General features: G+C 59.3%; 20 protein-coding genes. 10 read left to right on the top strand and 10 right to left on the bottom strand.

Annotated features, from left to right (window positions below):
* Window positions 1-34: 34 nt before the first annotated feature.
* Window positions 35-1,846 (bottom strand): type IV pilus assembly ATPase TfpB, encoded by a 1,812-nt coding sequence (gene tfpB / locus CL546_RS16420; RefSeq protein ID WP_290496838.1) that lies wholly within the window; start codon window positions 1,844-1,846, stop codon window positions 35-37.
* A gap of 312 nt (window positions 1,847-2,158) precedes the next feature.
* On the opposite strand from tfpB, the gene CL546_RS16415 reads away from it, so the two are divergent.
* From CL546_RS16415 to argA, 3 genes are all read left to right on the top strand, one after another.
* Window positions 2,159-2,839, top strand: a complete 681-nt coding sequence (locus CL546_RS16415) for a TIGR00153 family protein (protein WP_290496836.1) — start codon at window positions 2,159-2,161, stop codon at window positions 2,837-2,839.
* 10 nt (window positions 2,840-2,849) lie between these two features.
* Window positions 2,850-4,118, top strand: coding sequence for an inorganic phosphate transporter (locus CL546_RS16410; RefSeq protein ID WP_290496834.1), 1,269 nt, complete (start codon window positions 2,850-2,852; stop codon window positions 4,116-4,118).
* A gap of 161 nt (window positions 4,119-4,279) precedes the next feature.
* Window positions 4,280-5,599, top strand: a complete 1,320-nt coding sequence (gene argA / locus CL546_RS16405) for an amino-acid N-acetyltransferase (RefSeq protein WP_290496832.1) — start codon at window positions 4,280-4,282, stop codon at window positions 5,597-5,599.
* Window positions 5,600-5,687: 88 nt separating this feature from the next.
* Here the strand turns inward: argA and CL546_RS16400 are convergent, their stop codons facing one another.
* Window positions 5,688-6,335 (bottom strand): hypothetical protein, encoded by a 648-nt coding sequence (locus CL546_RS16400; RefSeq protein WP_290496830.1) that lies wholly within the window; start codon window positions 6,333-6,335, stop codon window positions 5,688-5,690.
* A gap of 95 nt (window positions 6,336-6,430) precedes the next feature.
* Entirely contained in the window at window positions 6,431-7,309 is an 879-nt protein-coding gene (locus tag CL546_RS16395; protein ID WP_290496828.1) for a hypothetical protein, read from the bottom strand.
* Between the two features lie 786 nt (window positions 7,310-8,095).
* Between CL546_RS16395 and ilvD the strand changes: the two genes are divergently transcribed.
* The 7 genes from ilvD to CL546_RS16360 all read left to right on the top strand — a co-directional run bounded on the left by ilvD (window position 8,096) and on the right by CL546_RS16360 (window position 16,533).
* Window positions 8,096-9,943 (top strand): dihydroxy-acid dehydratase, encoded by a 1,848-nt coding sequence (gene ilvD, locus CL546_RS16390; protein WP_290496827.1) that lies wholly within the window; start codon window positions 8,096-8,098, stop codon window positions 9,941-9,943.
* Between the two features lie 81 nt (window positions 9,944-10,024).
* On the top strand, window positions 10,025-11,341 hold the full coding sequence (locus CL546_RS16385; RefSeq protein ID WP_290496825.1) for a 2-hydroxychromene-2-carboxylate isomerase: 1,317 nt from the start codon (window positions 10,025-10,027) through the stop codon (window positions 11,339-11,341).
* Between the two features lie 118 nt (window positions 11,342-11,459).
* Entirely contained in the window at window positions 11,460-11,846 is a 387-nt protein-coding gene (locus tag CL546_RS16380) for an MAPEG family protein (RefSeq protein ID WP_290496824.1), read from the top strand.
* Window positions 11,847-11,946: 100 nt separating this feature from the next.
* The gene (locus CL546_RS16375) at window positions 11,947-12,942 is read left to right on the top strand and encodes a 2Fe-2S iron-sulfur cluster-binding protein (RefSeq protein WP_290496822.1); all 996 of its coding nucleotides are present in this window, start codon (window positions 11,947-11,949) and stop codon (window positions 12,940-12,942) included.
* A 149-nt stretch (window positions 12,943-13,091) separates the two neighbouring features.
* Window positions 13,092-14,411 carry a paraquat-inducible protein A gene (locus tag CL546_RS16370; RefSeq protein WP_290496820.1) on the top strand — a complete coding sequence of 440 codons (1,320 nt, stop codon included), beginning with the start codon at window positions 13,092-13,094 and terminating at the stop codon, window positions 14,409-14,411.
* Window positions 14,408-16,027, top strand: a complete 1,620-nt coding sequence (gene pqiB / locus CL546_RS16365) for an intermembrane transport protein PqiB (protein ID WP_290496818.1) — start codon at window positions 14,408-14,410, stop codon at window positions 16,025-16,027. The genes CL546_RS16370 and pqiB overlap by 4 nt, the downstream gene beginning before the upstream one ends.
* Window positions 16,024-16,533: a PqiC family protein gene (locus CL546_RS16360; protein WP_290496816.1), complete on the top strand. Its 510-nt coding sequence runs from the start codon at window positions 16,024-16,026 to the stop codon at window positions 16,531-16,533. Before pqiB ends, CL546_RS16360 begins: the two co-directional genes overlap by 4 nt.
* A 134-nt stretch (window positions 16,534-16,667) precedes the next feature.
* Here CL546_RS16360 and CL546_RS16355 read toward each other — a convergent pair whose 3' ends face one another.
* The 7 genes from CL546_RS16355 to CL546_RS16325 form a co-directional block, all read right to left on the bottom strand.
* A complete protein-coding gene (locus CL546_RS16355; protein ID WP_290496814.1) occupies window positions 16,668-17,900 on the bottom strand; it encodes a heme biosynthesis HemY N-terminal domain-containing protein in 1,233 nt (410 codons plus the stop codon).
* Window positions 17,897-18,862, bottom strand: a complete 966-nt coding sequence (locus CL546_RS16350) for a uroporphyrinogen-III C-methyltransferase (RefSeq protein WP_290496812.1) — start codon at window positions 18,860-18,862, stop codon at window positions 17,897-17,899. Before CL546_RS16350 ends, CL546_RS16355 begins: the two co-directional genes overlap by 4 nt.
* Window positions 18,863-19,071: 209 nt before the next feature.
* On the bottom strand, window positions 19,072-19,803 hold the full coding sequence (locus CL546_RS16345; protein WP_290496810.1) for a uroporphyrinogen-III synthase: 732 nt from the start codon (window positions 19,801-19,803) through the stop codon (window positions 19,072-19,074).
* Complete coding sequence (hemC, locus tag CL546_RS16340) at window positions 19,800-20,732, bottom strand: hydroxymethylbilane synthase (protein WP_290496808.1); 933 nt, start codon at window positions 20,730-20,732, stop codon at window positions 19,800-19,802. The genes CL546_RS16345 and hemC overlap by 4 nt, the downstream gene beginning before the upstream one ends.
* 170 nt (window positions 20,733-20,902) lie before the next feature.
* Window positions 20,903-21,214, bottom strand: a complete 312-nt coding sequence (locus CL546_RS16335; protein WP_007150603.1) for a TRL-like family protein — start codon at window positions 21,212-21,214, stop codon at window positions 20,903-20,905.
* 111 nt (window positions 21,215-21,325) lie between these two features.
* On the bottom strand, window positions 21,326-22,066 hold the full coding sequence (locus CL546_RS16330; RefSeq protein ID WP_290496807.1) for a LytR/AlgR family response regulator transcription factor: 741 nt from the start codon (window positions 22,064-22,066) through the stop codon (window positions 21,326-21,328).
* Window positions 22,067-22,079: 13 nt separating this feature from the next.
* Window positions 22,080-23,108: a sensor histidine kinase gene (locus tag CL546_RS16325; protein WP_290496873.1), complete on the bottom strand. Its 1,029-nt coding sequence runs from the start codon at window positions 23,106-23,108 to the stop codon at window positions 22,080-22,082.
* Window positions 23,109-23,176 lie beyond the last annotated feature (68 nt).

The raw sequence follows: 23,176 nt of genomic DNA, 5'->3' as shown, positions 1-23,176 counted from the left end.
GTCACGCTTCCGGCATCGGGCATCCGGCGTTCATTCACCCCATCAGGATATCCTGTGACGGTGTCACCCGCATAACCTCTTCAATGGTGGTCAAGCCTTTCGCCACTTTCATGGCCCCGCTGATACGCAGCGGCTTCATGCCCGATTTCAGCGACGCCCGGGTGAGGGTTTCCAGGTCTGCGCCACGGGTGATGTGATTCTTCAGGGTGGTGCGCAACGGCATGGTTTCATACACCCCCATACGGCCCCGATAACCCGTGCCCCGGCATTCCAGGCAACCCACTGGCTGATACAGCGTCTCTGGCATCTTCATCTTGAAGGGGCGAACCAGCTCATCCCAGGCCAGCGGGTCCGTTTCACTGGGCGCCTTGCAGTTCGGGCACAGGGTTCGCACCAGCCGCTGTGCCATCACCCCCAGCACCGTGGCACTGATCATGTAGGGCGGCACGCCCAGGTCAATGAGGCGCGTCACCGAGGACGGCGCGTCATTGGTGTGCAGGGTCGACAGCACCAGGTGGCCGGTCAGCGCCGCCTGAATGGCCATATCGGCGGTTTTCAGGTCGCGAATCTCACCGATCATGATGATATCCGGATCCTGACGCAGCATGGCCTTCACCCCCTGGGCAAAGTCCACATCGATATTGGCCTGGATCTGCATTTGGTTGAAGCTGGGCTCCACCATTTCGATGGGATCCTCAATGGTGCAGACATTCACCTCACTGGTGGCCAGCTGCTTGAGAGTGGAATACAGCGTGGTGGTTTTCCCCGAACCGGTGGGTCCGGTCACAAAGATGATGCCATGGGGATGGCTGGTCATCTGGTTCCAGGTATCGTGATCCTCTTTGCTAAAGCCCAGCTGCTCGAAGCTGCGCACCAGCACGTCCGGATCGAACACCCGCATCACCATTTTTTCCCCAAACGCGGTGGGCAGCGTGGAGATACGCAGTTCGATCTCATCCCCTTCCGGCGACTTGGTTTTCAATCGCCCATCCTGGGGTTTGCGCTTTTCCGCCACGTTCAGGCGGCTGAGGATTTTCAAACGGCTGGTCACCGCCGCCATGATGGCCGCCGGCAATTCATACACATCGTGCAAGACACCATCGATGCGAAAACGCATCTTGCCGGTTTCCCGGCGCGGCTCCAGATGAATATCACTGGCCCGCTGGGAAAACGCGTACTGCAGAATCCAGTCCACAATATTGACGATATGCTGATCGTCCGCGTCGTGATGCCCCTTGCCCACTTCCAGCAACTGCTCGAAGTTGGTAATGCCCGACATTTCCTGGCCGGTATTGCCAGCGGCGCCGGCGATGGAGCGGCTCAGGTTATAGAACTCGATCCGGTAGCGGCGCATTTGCTCCGGATTGACCAGCACCACTTCCAGCTCACGATCGCGCAGCACCTGCTGCAAATGGGGTTGCCAGTCACGCACAAAAGGCTGATCGCAGGCCACCACCACCTTGTCACGGTGCACTTCCACCGCCACGATGCCGTGGCGCTCGGCGAAAGCGTAGCTCATCACATTGGTGACCTGATCCACATGCACCTTGAGCGGGTCAATGTTGTATACCGGCAAACCGCTTTTGGCCGACAGCCACTGGGTCAGAAAGTCCACATCCAGCAACTGATGGGTATCGGTCCGGTCCGTGAGGCGGTATTTGGCCAGCACCTGAATGGCGTGCCAATTCAGCTCTTTCTTCTCGCGCGGCGTGGTAGAGATGACGTTGAAGTCTTCCTGGCTGACGCGGCCTTCATCCAGCAACTCGCGCATCAACCAGCGCACATCAATCAGCAGGCCGTCCAACTTGGCGGGATCAGCGGGGGCGTTAGCGCTCACTTTCGTCACTCTTTCTACTCTCCCAAATTCTTCACAGCACGCGGGCGGCGCCCGCACCACAACGGAGAAACACAAATACAGCCCCGGTGAACCGGAGTCATCTCATTATTCTGGCGTAGCCAAAGGCGGGCTATCAGCCTCTTTACTGTAACCCTAACACTGAACCCCTGACAGCCCCGTCCGCTTTCTCTATACTCGCGACCCAATTCATGACGGAACTGTGACATCGTTGTCACCGGCCCGCCGCCGCTACCCGCCAGCAGCGAATAGCGGCATCATGGGAAGCTGTTTCCAACCCTAAAACTTGGACCCGAGGCGCCTATGTCCTTTGGAAGCTCCATTGCCGGCCTGTTCGGCCGCTCGCCAATCAAACCCCTGCAACAGCACTACGACACCGTTCACGACTGTGCCCGCACACTCGCAGACTTCTTCGCTGCCGTGACCGAAAGCGACTGGGACAAAGCCCGCGCCGCCCGCAAACGCATCGCGGAGCTGGAAAACCAGGCCGACGAACTGAAGAAAGAATTTCGACTGAACCTGCCCAAAAGCCTGTTTTTGCCCATGCCCCGCACCGATCTTCTCGACCTGATCAGCGTGCAGGACAAGGTGGCCAACAAGGCCAAAGACATCTCCGGGCTGATGCTGGGCCGGCAGATGACGATTCCCGCGGTACTGGCTGATGTCATGCTGAGCTATGTACAAGGTGCCATCGACACCTCCGCCCAGGCCCAGAAAGCCATCAATGAACTCGATGAGCTCATCGAAACCGGCTTCAGTGGCCGCGAAGTCCAGATCGTGGAAGAGCTCATCGAAGAGCTGGACCGGCTGGAGCGCAACAACGACGAGCAGCAGATCACCATCCGTTCCACCCTGTTCAAGCTGGAAAGCGAACTGCCCCCGGTGGATGTCATTTTTCTCTACAAGATCATCGAATGGGTAGGCGATCTGGCTGATCGCGCCCAGAAAGTGGGCGGCCGCCTGCAGATGTTGGTCGCACGCTAGGAGAGTTCTTATGGAGTGGATGTTAGAGCACAGCTATCTGATGCTGCTGCTGGCCGGGGCCTTCGGCTTCCTGATGGCCTGGGGCGTGGGTGCCAACGATGTGGCTAACGCCATGGGCACCTCAGTAGGTTCCGGCGCCTTGACCGTGAAACAGGCGGTAATGATCGCCATTGTCTTTGAATTCTGTGGCGCCTATCTGGCCGGTGGCGAAGTGACAGCCACGGTACGCAAGGGAATCGTGGATGCCGGCGTCTTTGCCGAATTCCCCCACTATCTGGTCTACGGGATGATGTCCGCGCTACTGGCCGCCGGCATCTGGCTGATCGTGGCCTCCTGGTTTGGCTGGCCCGTTTCCACCACCCACTCCATTGTCGGCGCCATCGTCGGCTTTGCTGCCGTAGGCGTGGGTGTGGATGCGGTCCACTGGGACAAGGTAGGTAACATCGTCGCCAGCTGGGTCACCTCACCGCTTCTCGCCGGCTTTATCTCCTTCGCCCTGATCAAGAGTGTCCAGAAACTGGTTCTCAGCCAGGACGATCCGTTCCAGCGAGCCAAGCGCGTGGTGCCCTTCTATATGTTCCTGGTGGGCTTCGCGATTAGCGCTGTCACCTTGCTGAAAGGGCTCAAGCATATCGGCCTGGATATCAGCTATGGCGCCAGCCTCGGTTGGTCCGCAGTGGGGGGCCTTGTGGTCGCCCTGATCGGCGCAGCCTTCCTCAGCCGCATTCAACCGGACCCGGAAGCCGATAAGGATTTCCGCTTCCACTCCGTGGAGCGCATCTTTGCGGTACTGATGATTTTTACCGCCTGTGCCATGGCTTTTGCTCACGGCTCCAATGATGTGGCCAACGCAGTGGGGCCACTGGCCGCCATCAACAGCGTCATCGTCAACGAAGGCATGATCGGCGGGGAAGCCACCATGCCGGGCTGGATTCTGCTGGTCGGCGCCATGGGCATCGTTTTCGGTTTGGCTATTCTCGGCGCCCGGGTCATGGCCACGGTGGGCAAGAACATCACCGAGCTGACCCCCAGCCGCGGTTTTGCCGCCGAGCTCGGCGCTGCCGGCACCGTGATCCTGGCTTCCGGCACCGGCCTGCCCATCTCCACCACTCACACCCTGGTGGGGGCGGTACTGGGTGTCGGCATGGCCCGGGGCATTGGCTCTCTCAATTTGCGAGTGGTGAGCACCATCTTCACCTCCTGGGTCGTCACCCTGCCCGCCGGCGCCTTGCTATCGATCCTGTTCTTCTACTTCTTCAAGGGATTGTTTGGAGCCTAGAGAGACGCCTCACGCTTCACGCAGCAGGCAACACGCTAACGCCGCCCTTCGGGGCGGCGTTTTTGTTTAACATCAAGCGTCCGGCATCTGGCCTCAGGCGTAATTCGCTGGCTATACTGACCAATCAACCACTTACCACCCCAATTTCAGGGAAACACGCCGTGCCCAGCATCACTCCCGACAGCCAGGTTCACTGGTTCCGCAATTCGTCCCCGTATATCAATGCGCACCGGGGCCGAACTTTTGTGGTCATGCTGTCCGGGGAGCTGCTGGACGGCCCGCGCCTGCCTACCCTGATTCACGATCTGGCACTGCTCAATAGCCTGGGCATCAAGCTGGTACTGGTCCATGGCGCCCGCCCACAAATTAGCGCCCGGCTGGCGGAATCCGGTATCGAGTCCACCTTCGAGCAACACATGCGCATCACCGACAGCGCCGCGCTGGATAGCGTCATGGCGGCGGTCGGCGCATTGCGCCTGAAGCTGGAAGGCCTGTTCTCCATGGGGCTGGCCAACTCGCCCATGCATAACGCCAGCATCCGGCTGGTCAGCGGCAACTTCGTGGTGGCCAAACCGGTAGGCGTGCGCGGCGGTTTCGACTATCAACACACCGGTGAAGTGCGGCGCATCGACGTGGATGCCATTCGTCAGCAACTGGGTAACGGTAACGTGGTGCTCCTCTCGCCGGTTGGCGGCTCGCCCACCGGCGAGCTGTTCAACGTCAACGCGGAAGAAGTGGCCTCCACGGCCGCCATCGCCCTGGGCGCCGACAAGCTCATCATCATGGGCGAGCACCTGCGCCTGGCCGATCCGCAAGGCGAGCTTGTGCGCGAACTCAGCCCCCAGCAAGCCGGCAAACTGCTGGCCGGCGATCAGTACGAAAACAACGGCGTGGACCGGCAACTCACCGCCGCCTGCCATGCCGCCAGCAATGGCGTGGCCCGGGCCCACCTGCTCGATGCCCAGGTGGACGGCGCACTGATCAAGGAACTGTTCACCCGCGACGGCTGTGGCACCCTGGTGACGAGGGAAACCTACGAAACCATCCGTGGCGCGCGCATTGAGGATGTGGGCGGTATTCTCGAACTGATCGAACCACTGGAAGAAGACGGCACCCTGGTGCGCCGCTCAAGAGAGCTACTGGAAAACGAAATCCAGCGCTTCGCCATCATCGAACGCGATGGCATGGTCATCGCCTGCGCCGCCCTCTACCCCTTCCCCGAAGACAAGACCGGCGAACTGGCCTGCGTCGCTGTTCACTCCAGCTACCGCAAAGGTCAACGGGGCGCCCAGGTACTCGCCTACCTGGAGCGGCGGGCACGGGAACAGGGCCTGCACAGCTTGTTCGTGCTCACCACGCTCACCGCGCACTGGTTTCAGCAACAGGGGTTTGAAGCGGCGGGCGTCGATGCACTGCCAGGCGCCCGGCAGTCGCTGTATAACTGGCAGCGGAATTCGAAGGTGTTTGTGAAGGGGCTTTGAAGATTGTCGCCGGTTTTCTAACGCCCGGCGCAGCGGGCCGGTTTGGAGCGCCAGCGGAAAACCGGTCCCGTTGACGCATTGGTTAGCTCTACTTGTCATCATCTACTGGGAAACCGGCTTTTCCTGATTGTACAAACTTGGCGATCTTCAAAATACGCCGATAGTGCGCCATTATTAGCTTCGCGCTTTCCTCAACATCTTTCGTTTGCTCATCGAGCTGCTTGATGTTCTCGAAACCAAGACCTTTTGCCAATTCATGTGTAAGTTTCTGAGCGATAGCGGCTTTCTCAGCATCTAATTTCATTGAATTACGCTGGTATTTTCGCCGCTGCTCTTGCAAGTCTGTAAATATTTTATGAAGTCTTTTATAAGTTTCAGCTATGGCGACAGGCGTTCCGAGGTATATTCCTATTACTTTCGCAACTTGAAGCGCTACGTCAACATTGAGAACCATATCCAGCCAGCCTGGAGAGGCATACTGAATGGATTCAATCTGAGGTTGATCTTCCTTTTGAATATTCGCTCTAAAAATGTCATAGATATTGACGTAGCTAAGGCCATCTCGAAGCTCGTATTGCTCTAGGACTGACTCTAACCTTCTGGTATCGGAATGTTCTATAGATGAATCTAAACAATAGATAAATGAATAATTCTGGAAATACACCCTAGAAAAGACTGTAAGGTCCTCTAGAGACCACTTCCCATCGAGCAAAACTCGATATACTCCCTGCTCCATAATTTCCCCTTACCTTTCTTGTGAGCTAACGCCCGGTGCAGCGGGCTAGTTGTAGCGAGGCACGAGCGAAAACTGGGTCCGACTGCCGCCGATTGTTATCTGAATACTTTTTTGCCAAATTGGTCGTGATCATGTGTGAATGCCTCAAATAGCTTTGAACTTGCCGCTTTATCCGGGTTTTTTCTTATGTACTCTTCAAAGCTAGCTTTATGCTTTTCCGGTATTTTGTCGTATGCATCTGAAATTGCTTGGGCCTTCTCAACAATGTAATTGATGAAACCATCTGGCCACCAATATTCTCTGGGGCTAATCTTTCCGTGCTTAATGGCTATTCTGCTAGATCTCATCTTTCTCAGATCTTTTGCTTTAATCACCCCCAAAACAATGAAACAGGGGAGCTTTGTATATACGTATAAATCTGTCGAATTACCAACAATATCCATAGACATTGTACGTAAAAAATACCTATTGATATTTGGTGGCAACCCTGACTCGGTTGTTGATTCAATTCGCTCTAGAGGGAATACATGCTGTTCGTATTGATAAAGATTTGATTCTTCACCCAGAAGAAACTTTTCCAGATGGCGCTCAGCATCATCTAGAGCTTTGTTGTAATCTTCAGATTTTTGTTCAGCTTCATTTTTACTACGAATATATGTAAGCGTCCGCCAAGACAACGAGGCACATAGCCTTGACATCCATTCACCGTAACTTGCTACTGATTCACCTTTATCTGCGAATGGGTAAAAAACCTTGTTTGTAAACTCTCGCTCCCACTCAGAAAACAGCGCTTCACAATCCCCACAAAGCCAGTATTCTTTCGCGATATCCTGAGCACGCATATGAACTTCGTTACTTTCCCGAATGTAGCCTGTAATACCAGTTCGCTTTATCCACTTACCAATGAACTTCGGAATGAAGTGGCTTTCTTTTAACACCGACTCAGAATGGCAAAGCCGACAAATTCCTTGCACCACAACCTCCTAGTTCAGATAACAGGTATTAGGAAGCCGGCTCGAATATCCAATGAAGGCGCCGGCTTCATATCACAGTTATCGAATTCGTATAACGAAAAAGAAAACCCTATTTCTCAGCATGTTACCAAGCTAAGACTGATCGCATGATTCAATATTCTGACTTCTTCCTTTGCCCGGACCAATAACACTGTCCAAACGCCAGATATTTCCTCTCCGCTTTAACGCTTCCATTCTTCCTCACAAACACCCCATAAAGGCTCGGCGACCCCAAGGAAAACTCAGAATACTTAATGTTGTGGCCATAAGCCGGAAGCCTCTCCCATGCGGCTTCTCTCAAGCCTTCGCGTTTAACGGGAAAACTCACTCTATCTCGGCAACTTACAAAAATATGTAAGCCATATCCTACATGTTCAACTTACGGGCGGGTGAACAACGGGGCTTTGCCGCCCTGTGCTATCACAAGCACTTTCGCCTACCCAGGAGACCGTCCACGAAGAAACCCTGGAAGCGAGTAACGAGTTTCAAGTCACGAAAACCCAAAAGACGAGCCCACTGAGGGTTTTGCCTTTCGAAACTCGCTTCTCGCAACTCGAAACGCCATTTTCGCGCCCCACCGAGCGAAGCGAAGGAACGCCGGCAAGGCGGCCCCGAAGGGGTGAGCAGAGCGAATAACTGGCGCCCCTACAGCCCGGCTCGAAGGCCGACCGAATCCCTACAGCCCGGCCCCTCTCTGGGTTACAATGCTCGGCTTACGTCCCGCTATTGACCATTAACGAGGTTCCCATGCCGCAGTATCGCTCCCGTACCACCACCCATGGCCGCAACATGGCTGGCGCCCGTGCCCTGTGGCGCGCAACGGGCATGAAGGACGGGGACTTCGGTAAGCCGATTATTGCCATCGCCAACTCCTTTACCCAGTTCGTTCCCGGGCACGTGCACCTGAAGGACATGGGCCAGCTGGTGGCCGGTGAAGTGGAGAAGGCCGGGGGCATCGCCAAGGAATTCAACACCATTGCGGTGGATGACGGCATCGCCATGGGCCACGACGGGATGCTCTACTCCCTGCCCAGCCGCGACATCATTGCCGATTCTGTGGAATACATGGTCAACGCCCACTGCGCCGACGCCATTGTCTGCATTTCCAACTGCGACAAGATCACCCCCGGCATGCTGATGGCGTCCATGCGCCTGAATATTCCGGTGATCTTCGTGTCCGGCGGCCCCATGGAAGCGGGCAAAACCAAACTGGCCGAGGGCAAGCTGGATCTGGTGGACGCCATGGTCATGGCCGCCGATGACAGCGTGGACGAAGAAACCCTGAACGAAGTCGAGCGCTCCGCCTGCCCCACCTGCGGCTCCTGCTCCGGCATGTTCACCGCCAACTCCATGAACTGCCTGACCGAAGCGCTGGGCCTGTCCCTGCCCGGTAACGGTTCACTGCTGGCCACCCACGCGGACCGTCGCGAGCTGTTCCTGGAAGCCGGCCGTCGCATCGTGGATATCACCCGACGCTATTACGAGCAGGACGAAGACGCCTTGCTGCCACGCAATATCGCCTCGGTGAAAGCGTTCGAAAACGCCATGAGCCTGGACATCGCCATGGGCGGTTCCACCAACACCGTTCTGCACTTGCTGGCGGCGGCGCTGGAAGGTGAAGTGGATTTCACAATGGAAGACATCGACCGCCTGAGCCGCAAGGTGCCGTGCCTGTCGAAAGTGGCCCCGGCCACCCAGAAATACCACATGGAAGATGTGCACCGTGCCGGTGGCGTCATGGGCATTCTCGGCGAACTGGACCGGGCCGGCCTGCTCAACCGGGATATCCCCATGGTGCATTCAGCGTCCGTGGCCGAGGCCCTGGAGCATTACGACATCATGCGCACCCAGGACGAAGGCGTTAAAAAGATGTTCACCGCCGGCCCGGCAGGCATCCCCACCCAGACTGCCTTCAGCCAGGACACCCGTTGGGACAGCCTGGATGACGACCGCGAGAACGGCTGCATCCGCAACTACGAAAACGCCTACAGCAAGGACGGCGGCCTGGCCGTGTTGTACGGCAACATCGCCGAGCGCGGCTGCATCGTGAAAACCGCCGGGGTGGATGATTCCATCCTCAAGTTCACCGGCCGCGCCCGGGTGTTCGAATCCCAGGATTCGGCGGTACGCGCCATCCTCGGTGATCAGATCGTTGCCGGCGATGTGGTGGTGATTCGCTACGAAGGCCCCAAAGGTGGCCCGGGCATGCAGGAAATGCTCTACCCCACCAGTTACCTGAAATCCAAAGGGCTGGGCAAGGAATGCGCATTGCTGACCGATGGCCGTTTCTCCGGCGGCACCTCCGGCCTGTCCATCGGCCACGCTTCTCCGGAAGCGGCAGAAGGCGGCGCCATTGCCCTGGTGAATGAAGGCGACACCATCGATATCGATATCCCCAACCGCACCATCCGCCTGGATATCAGCGATGAAGAGCTGGCGCATCGCCGCACCCACATGGAAAACCGTGGCAAGCTGGCCTTCAAGCCCAAGGAAATCCGTCCACGTCGGGTCTCCACCGCCCTGAAAGCCTACGCCGCACTCACCACCAGTGCCGACCGCGGCGCAGTGCGTGACTTAAGCCAGATCGGCGAATAAGCTGAACGATCAAGGCGACCGCAGGGTCGCCTTTTTCTTGTCGGCAGACATGGAACGCTACACAGAAGGAGACCTTCGCGAATGAGCCTCAAGCATAAATTAATGCCACTGGTCGCCAGACTCATTACCAGCGAAGGCCTGCAGCAATGTCGCCGCCGGCTGCTGGAATGGCGGCGCACACTCAAGCGCCAACCCCACCAGGCCACCTTCTATTTCCGTATCGATGATCCTTACTCGGTGTTGATGGCGCAGGTAATGCCCCGCTTTGCCCGGCATTTCGGCATTACTATCACCCCCCGGGTGATGCTGTATCTGGACCAGCAAATGTACCCCGCTGCCGACATGCTCGCGGAGCTCGCTCCCCGTGACGCCGCCAAGCTGGCCACCCTGCATGGGCTGGATTTCCCCGAAGACTGGCAACTGCCGCCCCGAGAGGTCAGCCTGGCCGCCACCCGCTGCCTGCTGAAACACGAAGGTGACGAGCGCTTCTGGAGCCTGGCCGCCGCCCTCGCCGATGCTTTGTGGCGCAACGATCACGACAAACTGGAAGCCCTGCTCAGTGAGCATGGTCAACAGGCTGCCGACCGGGCCCAGCTCTCTCTGGAAGCCCGCCGTGACCAGTTCCTTAACGACGGCCACTACCTCACCGGCACCCTGCACTACGCCGGCGAGTGGTACTGGAGCGTGGAGCGGCTGGATCATCTGGGCCACCGGCTTAACGATCTGGGCCTGGGCAGTGCCGACTGGCCACTCCCCTACGGCCGCGCCAAACGGGCCCGCCTGAAAGACACTCCGGAAGCCCTTAAAGGCACCCCGCTGGTGCTGTATTTTTCCTTCCGCAGCCCCTATTCCTACATCGCCCTGGCGCGTACCTATGCACTGGCAGACCACTACGGGCTGGACCTGAAAATCCGCCCGGTGCTGCCCATGGTGATGCGCGGGCTCACAGTCCCCAAAGCCAAGCGTTTCTATATTCTCAAGGACGCTGCCCGGGAAGCCCGCCTGCACGCGGTGCCGTTCGGCAAGGTCTGCGACCCGGTGGGTGCCGGCGTAGAACGCTGCATGGCCATCTGGCCCTTTGCCGAAAAAGAAGGTCGCCTGCGCGAATGGTTGCGCGCCGCCGCCACTGGCATCTGGAGCCAGGGCATCAACGCCGCCAGCGATAACGGCCTGAAGTTCCTGGTGGAGAACGCCGGGCTGGACTGGAATCGGGCTCGCCGCTGGCTGGATGACGACGATTGGCGCGAACAGGCAGAAGCCAACCGCGATGCCATGATGGCCGCGGGAAGCTGGGGTGTGCCGAGCTTTATGACTCAAGATGACATGGTCTGGGGGCAGGACCGTTTTGCGATAATCGAGAACAGCCTGCTAGCCTCACGAATCGATGACAAGGACTGAGATACCCTCGCCTTCATTCCCGTAGGAGCGGCGCTTGAGCCGCGAAGCCTGAGGCCTTTGCGCTAACAGCTTCGCGGCTCAAGCGCCGCTCCTACGGTATAACAACGGAGAAAACGTAATGACCATTGCTTACTGGTGCGTGCTTGCCGCCATTTTCCTGCCGTATCTGTCCACCGGTATCGCCAAATTTCAGGGCGGGTTCGGCGCCAGACAAAATCACAATCCTCGCGAATTTCTGGAAACCCTGGAAGGCGGCCGCAAGCGTGCGCACTGGGCGCAACTGAACGGCTTTGAAATCACCCCGGCCTTTGCCGCCGCCGTGATCATCGCCCACCTGGCGGCCACCTCTCCCCAGGGCACCATTGATGGCATCGCCCTGGCCTTCGTGCTCAGCCGAGTCATGTTCACCGTTTGCTACGTAGCCGACTGGGCCAGCGCCCGCACCCTGGTCTGGGCCTTCGGCATGGGTTGTATCGTGGCGCTGTTCGTTGGCGTGGGCGGATAACTTCAGTCGCGAGTGACGAGGAGCGAGTTGCGAAAGGCAAAATCCGAAACAAATAATTTCGCTTTTACGGTTTTCGATACTCGGTACTCGCAACGTTTCCATGCCCCAGACCTTCACCATCACCGTCAACGGCAAGGGCGACTTCCCCTGCCGCACGGACCAAACCATCGTCGACGCCGGCCAGCAGGCCGGTTTCGGTTTCCCCGTTGCCTGCCGTAATGGCGTATGTGAACGCTGTATCGGTCGCCTCAGTCATGGACAGGTGCAACAGAAAAGCCGCACCATTCACGCGGGCGATGCCAGCAGCTCCCAGGTGTTATACTGCGTCGCCCTGCCACTCAGCGATTGCGAGATAGATGTGCCCGAGGTAACCGCGCCCGGCGAACTGCCGGTCCACCAGATTCATTGCCAGATCCAGCAGATCGACGCACTGAACCATGACGTCAGTCGAGTATGGTTGCGCCTGCCTGCCGGCAAGAAAATCCAGTGGCACGCGGGCCAGTACCTGATGCTGAACCTGCACGGCGAAAGCTATCCGTTTTCCATCGCCAACCATTGCGATGGCCGCGATATTGAGCTGCACGTCCGCCATGGCGATGACAACAGTGCCGCCCAGGACATCATGGCCAGCCTGCAGGCAGACAGCACCGTCAGCACAACCCTGCCCGCCGGCCTGCGTTTTATCGACAGCGCACCGGATCAGCCGGTGTGGTTTATCTGCGGTTCCACAGGTTTCGCGCCGGTGAAAGCCATGATCGAACGCCTGATAACCCTGAATTTCACCCAGCCCGTGCGGCTGTTCTGGGGCGCACGCACCGACGCGGATCTGTACCTGCCCCACCTGCCAGCCCAATGGCAAGGCGCCCTGGCCGACTTCGATTTCGTCACCTCCCTGTCGGACATTCGCCACCCGGATCACGCTGAAGGGCTGGTCCATGAAGCCGCGCTGGAAGCGCTCAGCGAACCCGACCTGCCCCTGTTCTTCCTGGGCGGCTCCCCACCCATGGGCTGGGCGGTGTTCGATGCACTGGTCGCCGAAGGCGTGCCCGCCGGCAACATCCACTGCGACGTGTTCGATTACGCCCCACGGGACTGACTGCTACGGCCTTGTGGGAGCTTGCCTGCAAGCGAATGCCATGACGTAGCATTATTCATATCTCGTGCAAGCAAGCTCCACAGCGCGCGGCTTGTCGTTTGTAGCCCCTAACTGCTCTAATGTGGCCATATACCTTGGGAAGGGCCGACATGGCGCAGGACGCGAACCACTCTAGCCAGACATTATTGCTGCCTTGCCACGAGTGCGACCTGGTTTCCGAGGTGCCCCCCCGCCACGATGGCCAGTGGGTGCACTGCCCTCGCTGCCAGCACCCGCTGATGCGCCCGGCAGACAACGACCAGCTCACCCCTGCCCTGGCGTTCACCGCCCTGCTACTGCTGACGCTGTCTTTATTGTTTCCCTACCTGGGCTTCGAGAAGAACGGTATTGAACGTGCCATGACCGTTACTGACGCGGCCTACGAGCTGGCGATTTATCACCATCCGGCTCTGGCCGTCATCGTCATCGCCACCATTATTGTGATCCCTGCGCTGTACCTGTTGTCGGTGTGCTGGATCCATATGAGCCTGGCCAGCCCCGGACGCCTGCCGGGCAGCCTGTTTCTGGCTCGCTGGTTGCCGCGCATGCAGCCCTGGATGATGGCCGATGTCTTCGCCATCGCCGCCCTGGTCAGCCTGGTGAAGATCATCGCCATGGCCCATATCCAGTTACTGTCCGCCTTCTGGACCTTTTCCGGATTCGCCCTGATCCTGCTGATCACTGTCACCCGCATGAACACCATCGGCCTGTGGCAACGGCTACTCGGGGATCTGCAACAACCGCCTCACACCCAGGCGGGAAAAACCGCCCAATCCCAGGGACTGATCGGTTGCCAGTGGTGCGGCCAACTTCAACCCCTGGAACAACCCCATCGCTGCCATCACTGCCACAGCGCTCTCCATGATCGCCACCCTTTCAGCCTGCAGCGAGTCTGGGCCCTGCTGGTCACCGCCATTCTCTGTTGTTTCCCGGCACACCTGTTCCCCATCATGATCACCACCAGCCTGGGCAAGACCGAACCCTCTACCATCATTGCCGGCGTCATGCTGTTTCTGCGCCACGACGACTGGCCCATCGCCCTGATCATTTTCACCGCCAGCGTACTGGTGCCCTTCGGCAAGATCCTCGCCCTTGGCTGGCTATGCATTGCAGCCCGCCGGCAGCAGGCACTGGACATGACCAGCCAGATGAAGCTCTATCGCCTCACTGAATGGATTGGCCGCTGGTCCATGATTGACGTGTTTGTGGTCGCCATCATTGTGGCTCTGTTCCAGATGGGCAATATTCTTACTGTCACCCCCGGCGTGGGCGGGCTGGCATTTTCTGCCGTGGTGATTTTCACCATGCTCGCGGCACACCAGTTTGACCCACGCCTGATCTGGGATCGGCAGCTGCAACTGCAGCAATACTCAAAACGACGCTCCGCACAACGTCAGCCACCCACCCTTGAACCGGAGAAACAACCTTGAACCAGGCCGACTCGCCACCGTCACATCGCCGCCCGCGGCTGTCTGCCGTCTGGCTGATTCCGTTGGTGGCCGCACTGATCGGCCTGTGGCTGGTGTTCAGTTACCTCTCCAGCCAGGGTCCGGTCATCACCCTGGAGCTGGAAGACGCGGAGGGCATTAACGCCGGCAAAACCGCCGTTAAAATGCGCAATGTGCAAGTGGGCGTGGTGGATAGCGTCAGCCTGTCCGAAGACCTGAGCCACACCCTGCTCAGCGTACAGATGCAGGCCGACACCGAACGCATGCTCACCGATGACACTCAATTCTGGGTGGTCAAACCGCGGGTCGGCCGCGAAGGCATCAGCGGCCTGAGCACAGTACTGTCCGGTGCCTATATCGAATTACTGCCCGGTAGCAGCAGCAAGAAAGCCAAAACCTTTACCGTCAAGAACTCACCACCTCCGGAAAAAACCGGTGACGGCCTGTTCCTGAAACTGATCAGCGAGCCGGGCACCAACATCAACAATGGCGACCCGGTGAGTTTTCGCAGCCTGAAAGTGGGCCGTGTGGTGGAAACCGAATTCGACCCACGGGCGAAACTGTTCCGCCACCGTCTGTTCATCGAAAAACCCTACGATGTCCTGGTCACGGACAGCAGTCGTTTCTGGAAAGTCTCCGGCATCGGCTTCCAGCTCGACGCCCGCGGATTTCAGGCCCAGCTCAGCTCCCTGGAAGCCTTGCTTGGTGGAGGCATTTCCTTCTCCGTCCCCGATCCCAACATGAGCACCGGCATCCCGGTGGATGATGATCACCAGTTCGTGCTCCACGACAGTCAGGAAAATGCCCGCCGGGCACTCTACACCCAGACCCTGGATTACGTATTGCTGGTGGAGCGCAGCGTCCGCGGCCTGCAGGCAGGGGCGCCGGTGGAATACCGCGGCATTCGCGTCGGCACCGTGGAACGGGTTCCATGGGCCTTTGGGGCAGAAGGCCCCAATGCCATGACAGACAGCCCCATTCCGGTATTGATTCGCCTGGAACCACAACGGGTCAACCACCAATCCGGTATCGCCTTGCCCACATGGAAAGAGGAAATCAGCCAGATGGTGGACAACGGTCTGCGTGCCAGCCTGAAAGCCGGCAATCTGCTGACCGGCTCCCTGTTTGTGGATCTGGAATTTCATCAGCACGCCTCCGCGGTGGATACCACCCTCACGTATCGCTCCGTGCCCGTTCTCCCCTCCGTGGAAAGCGGCGGCCTGAGCAAACTGGAAGACCAGCTTCACGCCCTGCTGAAAACCCTCAACGGCTTGCCCATGCAGGACATGGCCAACAACCTCAACAGCAACCTCAAGCACCTGTCAGGCGTCACAGGTCGCATCGAAAGCCTGCTGGATGATCCCGCTCTCAATGCGCTTCCCCAGCAAATTTCCGACAACCTGAACGCCCTGGAAAGCACCCTGCAAGGCTGGCAGGCTGGCGGCGATGGCTACCGGGAACTGCAAGGCACCCTGCAGAAGCTCAATCGTTTGCTTGATGACGCTGAACCGTTGCTCGACACCCTGAACGAACAACCCAACGCATTGATCTTCCAGCGCCACCCTGCCGCCGACACCCAACCTCGAGGTGCACAATGATCCGCCTGCTCGCCATCACCGCCCTGCTCGCCGGCCTGTGGGGCTGTAGCCACGCCCCCGAAGCATCGCCGCCGGGCTACCTGCTGCCCTCCGCCACGCAAGCCGCGCATTCACCACTAACCATCAAGGTGCGCCTGGCCAACTACCTGAACCGGGGCGGCATTGTCATGCAACTCAGCGACAGCGAGATACAGGTCGCCCGCCACCATCGCTGGGCCGAACCGTTGACCACGCAATTACAACGCGCCCTGGAAGCCAGCCTGCCCCACGCAGACGAAAAGACGCTCATCGTGGAGCTGACCCGTTTTCAGGGGCTGCAAGGCAAAGACAGGGATTCCGCCGTCATCACCGGTCGCTGGGCGCTGACAGGAAACAATGGGGACGCAACACAGGGGCGTATTCAATGGGAAGCCGCGCTGGACAACGGCGGCTATGCCAATCTGGTGAGAACGCTGGATCAGGGCTGGCAGGCAGTGGCAAAGGATATTGCCACCACCATGGATTGAAGGGGGGCTTGCCTGCATCCCCTAATGCGTTGTCGGATTACGGCCTTCGGCCTAATACGACCTACAAGGTGCTGCGGTTTTTGTAGGTCGTGTTAGCCGCGTAGCGGCGTAACCCGACAAAACGACATTCAACACTACTGCACGCTTTTATCAGGTAACGGCAAGGCCGGCAGGCTGCCTTCCAGTTGCGCCATACGGCGATCGAAGGCAGACATGGCCTTGCTGGAATCCCCCAGCGCCCGGTACAGGCGCGCCAGTTCTGCCAGCGCTGTAGCACTCTGGCTGGAATTGGCCGCGGCCTCGAAAAAGCCCTGGGCCTTGCCCCACAGACGCGCTTTCAGTGCAACGCGCCCGGCGGTGATCAACACCGCCGCATTGCCCGGCCGTTCCGCCAGCCACTTTTCCAGCACCTGCAGCAGATCGTCCGGGGGAATATCGTCGATAGCTTCCAGCACCGGCGGCAACCGGTCGTCCCACTGGTGGGCCAATTGCTCGCGGACCAGGTTGAGGGCACCACGACCGCCACCCAGTTGGGCCAGAAAACCGGCATAACGCGCCACCATGGCCGGGTCGTTCTTCAATGACACTGGGACATCTTTCCACAGCTTGCGCAGTTCATCCCGACGACTATCGGCGTCATTGAAGCCCGGCTTGCGGGCGGTTTCCTGCAGCCACGCCAACCAGGCCCGGCGCTCACGACGAATCTGGTTGGTCTCACCAAAGGCCCGCTTCAAGCGCGGCATCAGGGCACACAGGGTCTGCCAGTCCTTCTGGCTTTCCAGCACGTCGGCATAGGTATTGAGAATACGCTTGTTGCGCGGTGCCATGTCCGCCAGCACCTTCAACTCGCTGCGAGCCTGCTCCGGGTAACCGTCATCCAGAGCGAAGCGCGCCTTCATCAAGCCGGCGACCAGGCGGCCACGCCGGTCAGTGCTGGCCTGTTCCAGATAGTGCTGCGATGCCTCTACCTTGTCCTGTTCCTGGGCGGCTTGTGCCGCCAGCAACCAGGCCACCAACGGCCAGTCACCATCCTCACCGGCGGCCACCAGCAGGCGTTCCGCCTTTTCCTGTTCGCCATCCACCAGCTGCAAAAAACCACTGCGCAAACGGCGCTCTGCCACCGCTTTTTTCCAGCGGCGGGTAGCACGTACTGGCTCCATGGCATTCCAGGCCGCATTGCCCAGCAAGGTCAGCACCACCAACGCCACCGCGCCAAGCAGGGCCATCAGCACCACAAACCCCAGGGTGGTATCCACCGACACGGAGTCACGGATGATCAGCACATAACCAGAATCCGCCGCCATCCAGCGCCCCAGCGCCAGCGCGGCAACCAGGGCGATAATAATCAGCAGGACGACTTTCTTCATGCGCCGCCCTCCTTGCGCTTAAGGGCTTCGATAGCCGCCAGCCCATTACCAATCTGGGGCAGGGCCTGGGCCACACTGGCGCCGCCCATTTCTTTCAGGGTCGCCAGCATTTGTGCGGCACGGGGGTCATCGTCCCGGAACCATTGTTTCAGCGTGCTGCGGGCATTTTCGACGGCCTGACCATAGGCCTCAGCGCGCCCCTGCATCAACGCCAGCTGTGCCTGCTGCAGACTGCCGTCCAACGTCAGACGCACCAGCGAGGCCTGCTCGCCCGACAACGGCAGCGGTACCGCCCCTTCATGGCGACGTACCGTCACCGGCATCCGGTCCAGCACGTCCTGCCACCAGGCTTGATCCACATCCGGGGTATCACGCTCCGGGGGGGACGCTTCTGCGGGTACCGCCAGCTCGGCGACCAGCTCACGCAAGGCACCCAGACGCAGCACCATGCCCTGCACGTCCACCTGGCTGGCGCCACTGAGGGTTTCCATGTCCAGTGCCAGCGCCTTGCGGGCCGGCAGCACGGCGGGATCATCCAGACGCGCCAGCGTTTCGTCTGCGGCCTTCAGCAGCCGGCGCGCGGCCAGCGCATCCTGGGTAAGCAACAAACGCTGGCTGGCCAGGCTCGCAAGGGCTCGCGCCTCGTTGATCAGCCACAGGCGCTGCCCACCGCTTTTCAGGTCGGTCAGGGCCGCGCGGTCTTTGGTCATTTGTGCCGCCAGCTTGGTCTGTTCTTTCTCCAGCCCGGACAGGGCCGCTTGCACCTGGGCTCGCTGACTGGCCAACTCGCCCTTCACGGTCGTCACCTGATCTGCCAGGCTGCTTTTTTCGCTTTTCAGCCGGGTGAACTCCTGCCACCCCCACCAGCCAGCCGTCCCAAGTGCAGCCAGCACCACCAGTACCAGCAGCACAGTCAAAAGGCTTACCCCGGCCTGGCGGGAAAAAGGACGATCCTGCGTCATGTCAGCTCCGTTGTTGTCATAGTGAGGCGTGCGGAGTCTCTCCCCCCTTGCACCCCCGGTGTGGCGATACCCGATAGCATTGCAAAAACCTTAAAGTGAGCGCCCATTGCTGTCCAATCATTAACGGTTAGATCGGGTAAAAAGGTTCATCGCGGCCGGGGGATCCTCCGGGGCACAGCCTGAGACAGCGAAAGAAGAAGGGGCTTGCCTTAACGCCCGGCGTCGCCAGCGACCAGTGCCGCCAGCATATCTTCGTCATGGGCACTGGCTGCCACCCGCACAGGGCCACCGTGGCTGACCTGTACTGCCGCCGCCACCCGTGCCCCCGCCGCTACCACCCCACAGCCTGCAGGCAACGCTGCCTGTAGCGCCTGCCAGCCCTGCACACTGGTAATCATCACCCAGTCGATCTGGGCAGAAAGGGTAATGCCACTGACCCCATGGCGCCGGTAAAAGGCCAGCGCATCAACACGGGCGCCCCGCGCTTCCAGGCTTTGCGCTAACAACTCACGGCCGCTGTCGCCCCGGCAGATCAGCACCTGTTTTTCATGCAGCTGTTGCAGGCAGGGCAACGCCAGCACCGCTTCGGAATTAAAGCCGTGTTCCGGCACCGTGGCGGGCAAGTGCCAGGATGCCAGCTCCGCCGCCGTAGCCCGCCCCACCGCCAGCCAGTGCACACCCACCGGCCACTGAGGCCACAGGTCCGCCATGGCGGACAAGGCCAACCGGGCAGCATTCACGCTGGCAAAAAACACCGCGTGATAACGGTCCAGCTCCATCAGGGTGCGTTGCATGGCGCCATCCACCGGCACCGGCTCTATTATCAGCGCCGGCTGGTGAAGGGGCTGAAACCCCGCCTCCACAAGCAGGGCCATCAGCCGTTGCTGCTGGCCCGCAGGGCGGGTAACGACGACCTGTTGCTGCCGTCCTTGCTCGGTCATTGGCGTGCGTACAGGGCCTGCAAAATGGCATCTGCGCCCTGGGCCAAGAGCTGTTCGGCAATATCGATACCCAGTTCCGCGCCGTTAGCCCGTGGGGCCGAACCTTCCGCCCGCAACACCCGGCTACCATCTTCCTCGGCCACCAGACCGCGCAGCCACAGCTGGCCATCTTCCAGCAACGCAAACCCGGCAATGGGGACCTGGCAGCCCCCTTCCAAACGGCGGTTCATGGCACGCTCTGCCACCACGCGATCCCAGGTATCCACATCACTCAACGGTGACAGCAACTCAATGGTGCGCACATCCTCTTCGCGACACTCGATACCCACCGCGCCCTGGCCCACCGCAGGGAGCGATTCTTCCGGCGGCATTTCGTAGCGAATGCGATCGTGCATTTCCAAGCGCTTCAGCCCCGCCGCCGCAAGAATAATGGCATCGAATTCACCGGCATCCAGTTTGCCCAACCGGGTCTGCACATTGCCGCGCAGGCTTTTCACTACCAGATCCGGGCGGTTGGCTTTCACCTGGGCCTGACGACGCAGGCTGGATGTTCCGACGCAAGCACCGTGGGGCAGCGACGACAGGCTATCGAAGGTATTGGAAACAAACGCATCCCGGGGGTCTTCACGCTCACAGATCACCGGCAGGGCAAAGCCTTCCGGCAGCTCCATGGGCACATCCTTCATGGAGTGCACGGCGATGTCCGCGCGCCCGTCCATCATCGCTTCTTCCAGCTCCTTGACGAACAGGCCCTTGCCACCAATCTTGGCCAGCGGGGTATCGAGAATCTTGTCACCCTGGGTCTTGATCCGCACCAGCTCCACCGCCAACCCTTCATGCAGGCTTTCCAGACGCAGCTGAACATACTCGGCCTGCCAAATAGCCAACGGGCTGGAACGGGTGGCGATACGCAAGATTTCGCGGGACATGGGGCATCCTGAGGGCAGTGAATTAGGCCGCCAGTCTATCAGTTTAAGCAGTGATTAGGAGAGGCCCTGGAGGCGGAAAGGCACGAGTAACGAGAAGCGAGTTTCGAAAGGCAAAACCCGGAAGAAGCAAAAGGAGTTTCGTAACTCGTTACTCGCTTCTCGCCACTGGATCAGTTCCCGTAGACCACCACGGTAAATTCCGCCAGCACCCCAAAGAAGTTCTGGGATTCATAGTCCACGTGGTGGATTTCGGTGATCCCGCCATTGCGGGCGGCGGTCTGGATACTGGCATCACCGGAGGCAATCACACCGAGGATGGAGCGAGCGCTGGCGCGGCCCACACGGGTGGGTTTTTCCGAGGAAGCCGTGGCGGCCATGGGCGCTTTCACATTGCCGTACAGAAAGCCGGTAACCGGCATGGTGGCGCTGGCACAACCGCTGAGCACTACCGCGCTGACCAGAAGAAGGAGTGTCTTTTTCATCACAGAGGTCCTGTTTTTGTTATTCGTTGTCGTTCCGTTCTTTGTCGTTCGATGCAACAGGTCCAAGGCTAGCATGCAGCCCGGACCGTGTTAATTACTCCGCGCCCCCCGTTACAGGCTTTGCAGCACCCGCCGCAACCCGGCCACATGGCGCCGGCTCACAGTCAGCCGTTCGTCCACACCGCGCAGACGCACCTGATGGTGCCCGGCGGTGGCCATTTCCATGCCTTCAATATAGCGGAGTGCCACCAGCGCATTGCGGTGGATACGCACAAACTGGTCACCGAATTCGGTTTCCAGCTCTTTCAGGGTCTCGTCGATCAGCACTTCGCCTTCGCTGAAGCACACCGTCACGTATTTCTGGTCGGCCAGGAAGTAACGCACATCGTCCACCGGCACCAGCTCCAGCCCCCGGTGGGTACGGGCGCTGATATGGCCGCGACGGCGCGGTTTTTCTTCGCTCACCTCATCGCTGATTTCTGCCAGTTGCACGCGGTTCAGCGTCTTCGCCTTGGTCAGCGCAGTGGTCAAGTCGGCCGCATTAACGGGCTTGAGCAGGTAATCCACCGCGTGCACCCGGAACGCCTGCAAGGCATGCTCATCATAGGCGGTACAGAAAATCACCGCCGGCGGGCTGTCCATCTTGCCCAGGTGCTCCGCTGCCTCCATGCCATCCATTTCCGGCATGCGGATATCCATCAGCACCACGTCCGGCTTGCAGGACTGGGCTTCAATGATGGCTTCACGGCCATTGGCCGCCTCTGCCACCACCTCGGCGTTCTCGATTTTATCGACCAGACGTTTGGGCCGGTCCCGAGCCAGTTGCTCGTCATCGCAGACAAGTACCCGCATAAGTCCCATCCTTTTATTGCAGCGGATATCGAATTTCGATCTCGTATTCTTTTTGTTCCGGGCGGGATTCTACCGCCACTTCGTCACCGTACAGGGCTTCCAGCCGGTGACGTATATTTTCCAGCGCCATGCGGTTGCCTTTGTGATGCCCATCGCCTTCCGGCTTCGGATTGCTCACCGACAGTACCAGATTTCCATTGTGCGCGACGGCACGGATGGTCACCATCCCGCCCGCCGATAATGGCTGTATGCCATGATAAATGGCATTTTCAAGCAAGGGTTGCAAGGTTAATAGCGGAATCTTCAGGGATTTTGCGTCTACCTGGATATCCCATTCCACCTGCAACCGCTCGCCCATGCGCAGCTGCTCAATATGAATATAGCGCTGACACAACTCCAACTCTTCTTCCAGAGACGCCTCATTACCGCTGTTCTTCAGGCTGGCGCGAAACAGTACGGAGAGATCTTCCACCACCTGCTCGGCACCGTCCGGGTCCACCGCGATCAGGCTGGCGATAATGTTCATGGAGTTGAATAAAAAATGCGGGCGAATCCGTGACTGCAGCGCCTGAATGCGCGCCTGCAGCTCCGCCTGGCCCTTTTGGCGCAATTGCTCCTGCACATAGAAATAGCGCATGACCAACCCGGCAATAATCGCCGCAATCAGGCCATTTACCGGAATATCTGCCGACCACAACCCCGTTTCCAGCGCGCCACCGCCGACCCAGGCCATCACCAGCCGGGCAATAATGCTGAACAACAAGGTGTCGGCCACCACCAGTAACACCACCACGGTGGAGGTCCAGGCAGGCGGCAGGCGATTCAGGCGATTGCGCAGTTGGCAAATCAGCGCCGCAGAGCTCAGCCCCACCCACTGCACAAACAGGGAGGTGATCGCCAGCCGGCCAACGCTGAAGTCATCGTAGTAAGTGGCCACCAGCGTCACCACCAGTGCCATCAGCTCGGCCACCACCACCACCACCAGCACCGCACGAGTGCTACACAGGTCAGGCAGAAAACTGTTATTGGCCGGGACATCCATGGCCACGAATGCTCTCCTTATACGGAAAAACAATTAATTATTAGGATGTTATACCTGAACGAACCGCC

Origin of the sequence: Alcanivorax sp. (assembly GCF_002726155.1) — a bacterium.
Taxonomy (GTDB): Bacteria; Pseudomonadota; Gammaproteobacteria; order Pseudomonadales; family Alcanivoracaceae; genus Alcanivorax.
Note: the sequence above shows the minus strand (reverse complement) of the source record. Positions and strands in the feature narration are given on the sequence as shown.